Origin of the sequence: Bacillus sp. SA1-12 (assembly GCF_000981385.1) — a bacterium.
Classification (GTDB): Bacteria; Bacillota; Bacilli; order Bacillales; family Bacillaceae; genus Metabacillus.
The window spans coordinates 1-2797 of the sequence record NZ_LATZ01000054.1; the positions used below are offsets into that span (position 1 = coordinate 1).

4 protein-coding genes are annotated in these 2797 nt (G+C 36.8%); 1 reads left to right on the plus strand and 3 read right to left on the minus strand.

All coding sequences use genetic code 11. The features are described from left to right. Positions 1 to 2027: SH3 domain-containing protein (locus WQ54_RS17525; RefSeq protein ID WP_084822140.1), on the plus strand; the 2027-nt coding region annotated here is incomplete at its 5' end. 52 nt (positions 2028 to 2079) lie between these two features. On the opposite strand, the gene WQ54_RS35675 is transcribed toward WQ54_RS17525, so the two are convergent. From WQ54_RS35675 to WQ54_RS32805, 3 genes are all read right to left on the minus strand, one after another. Beyond that, on the minus strand, positions 2080 to 2172 hold the full coding sequence (locus WQ54_RS35675) for an IS3 family transposase (protein ID WP_084822143.1): 93 nt from the start codon (positions 2170 to 2172) through the stop codon (positions 2080 to 2082). Then, positions 2145 to 2303 carry an IS3 family transposase gene (locus tag WQ54_RS35680; RefSeq protein ID WP_084822141.1) on the minus strand — a complete coding sequence of 53 codons (159 nt, stop codon included), beginning with the start codon at positions 2301 to 2303 and terminating at the stop codon, positions 2145 to 2147. Before WQ54_RS35680 ends, WQ54_RS35675 begins: the two co-directional genes overlap by 28 nt. 52 nt (positions 2304 to 2355) lie before the next feature. Next, positions 2356 to 2797 (minus strand): IS3 family transposase (locus tag WQ54_RS32805; protein WP_156178008.1); only part of this gene is annotated, 442 nt, incomplete at its 5' end.

A 2797-nucleotide genomic window follows, 5' to 3' on the forward strand; every position in this document is an offset into this window, starting at 1 on the left:
AGGTGGTCACATCGTTGAAAAAAGGAACGGAAGTAACGGTCTACTCTGAAACTAATGGCTGGTCAAAAGTAAAGGCCGCAGGAAAAGAAGGGTATGTAAGCTCAAGTTATTTATCATCAACAAATCCAAGTGTGAGCCCAATTAAACCCGAAACATCAGCGCCGACCATAAAATATGTAAACATAAAGAGCGGTTCGCTTAATATGCGAAAAGATTCTTCTTTAAATGCTTCCATTATTGTTAAGCTTGCTAAAGGAAAGGAAGTTAAGGTGCTATCTGAAAATAAGGGCTGGTCAAAAGTGGAAGCCTTTGGGCAGATAGGATATGTAAGCAGTCAATACCTGTCTTCCTCAAGTGCAAACGAACAAGAAAATGTTAAACAACCAATCTATGAAACGATGTATGTAAATGTAAATGCAACATCAACCTTAAACGTAAGAAAATCTCCTGGGACTAGTTCCGCAATAGTTAGTAAATTAACAAAGGGAACGGAAGTGATTGTTTCAGCAAAAAAAGCTGGCTGGTCTAAAATAAAAGCTGGTAACTTCGAGGGGTATGTAAGTTCACAATATCTCACACCAATAAAGCCAGAAGAGAATAAGGCTGTTGATCAGGAGCAAACAAGAGAAACAAAATATGTCAATGTGGAAATTGGTTCAAGTTTAAATATGCGAAATAGTGCATCCAATAATTCATCAATTATTGTAAAGCTTCCCCGAGGATTAGAAGTATCCGTATACTCTGAAGCAAATGGCTGGTCACAGATAAAAGCATATGGAAAGATGGGATATGTAAGTTCGCAATACCTTTCAACGAATAAAGAAGATGCCGAACAAGCTGGAAACAGTTCTGATCAAGATGAAAATACTCCAGATAAAGTCAGTGAAAAATATGTTAATGTGATGTTTGGATCTACATTGAATATGCGATCAGAAGCATCCTCCAACTCTTCCATTATCACAAAACTAGCTAGAGGCACTATAGCATTCGTGTATTCAGAAGAAAAGAATTGGGCAAAGGTCTCAGCAAACGGGAAGACTGGTTATGTAAGTTCGCAGTATTTGACTGTAACTAAACCATTTAATCCAAACACGTCATTTGATGAGTATGAAAAAATATCTGAACAATACGATATAACCTTAAATGATTTAACCTTAGCTCAAATAGCTGTTAATCCTCAAACTGATAAAAAATACAATACATACATAAGAGAAGATGCATTAACACTAATCAATTCTACAACTGCTAAAGTGAAGGGAACTTCATGGAATGTACGTGGTGGAGCTGGAACATCATTTTGGGTAGTCGGAAAAGTAAATGGCGGAGATAAATTGAACATCAATTCAAAAGTCAAAGGTACTGATGGCTATGATTGGTATCAAGTTGACTATAAAAAAACATGGGTAAATGCAAGTCCAGAAGATGTAAACTATTATTTAAACCCCAATAATTTCTTAAGTTCTACAGTTGATTCCTTGCAATTTCTTAAACTATCATTACCTGCGAAACTGGTTTCTTCTGAGGTAAATGAACGAATTCTTGCTGGTAAAGGAAGCTTGGAAGGGCTAGCCGCTGCTTTTATTAATGCTGGAGAAACCAATAATGTCAATGAAATCTATTTGATATCTCATGCTTTATTAGAAACAGGTAATGGTACCTCCCAGCTTTCAAAAGGTGTACTAGTTAATGGTAAGATTGTTTATAACATGTATGGAATCGGCGCATATGATGGTTCCGCCATTAGAAGCGGAGCTCAATTTGCCTATCAAGCCGGCTGGTTTACTAAAGAGGCAGCGATCATTGGCGGAGCCAAGTTTATCGCAGATGGATATATAAATAATGGTCAGGATACCCTTTATAAAATGCGCTGGAATCCAAGCTCCAGTATAAAATACGGGTACCCGTCCAACCAATATGCGACAGATATCGGCTGGGCCGTGAAGCAAGTCAATCAAATTTACAACTTGTATCGATTAATAGATTCATATAAACTCGTATTTGATATTCCTACATATAAATTTGAATAGTGAAAAAAGCAACTTTATCAGTGATGTGACCCCAAAAAGTTAGAGTTTTGTATTAAGCAGCTGATTGGCTGGTATGGATGCGGTATTGAACCGGACTCATACCTGCCAATTTTTGCTTTATACGCTTGTTATTATAATAATCGATATATTCTCTTCAATTCTCTTTTTTAATTCCTCAAATGAGCACAGTGCTTCTCCATAATACATTTCTTGTTTGACTAACGCGAAAAAATTCTCCATCGGGGAGTTATCTAAACAGTTTCCTTTTCGCGACATACTCTGGTATACCCTATATTCCTTAAGTGTTTTTACCCATTTATTATGTTGATTATTGCCATCCTTGATCAGAATGTACAGTAGTCCTGTACTTTGAAACTTTTACTATTTCAAGGGCTTCCTCTAGAGGTTTAAGGGCTAATTCTAAGGTTGGACGCATACCTATCCCATACGAAAGAATTTCACCGTTGAACATATCCATAATGGGATTGAAATACAGTTTTACACCGTCAGAACACTTAAATTCTGTGATATCTGTTGCTAATTTTTGATGACACCTATTTGTGTGGAAACGGCGATTAATACGGTTCTTGGCAACAGTTCCAATAGTCCCTCTGTAAGAACTGTACTTCCGTGATTTTCTTTTGAACTTATCTCCTTTGAGTCCGAGTTTATTCATGATGCGTTGCACCTTTTTATGATTCACTTTAGAACCGCGATTTTTCAATTCTAGCTTGATACGACGATAACCATAATTGCCATTATTTTCATCA

Excerpts from the sequence above, each read along its gene's own strand:
- WQ54_RS35680 (WP_084822141.1), bottom strand. The coding sequence starts at position 2,303 with ATGTCGCGAAAAGGAAACTGTTTAGATAACTCCCCGATGGAGAATTTT.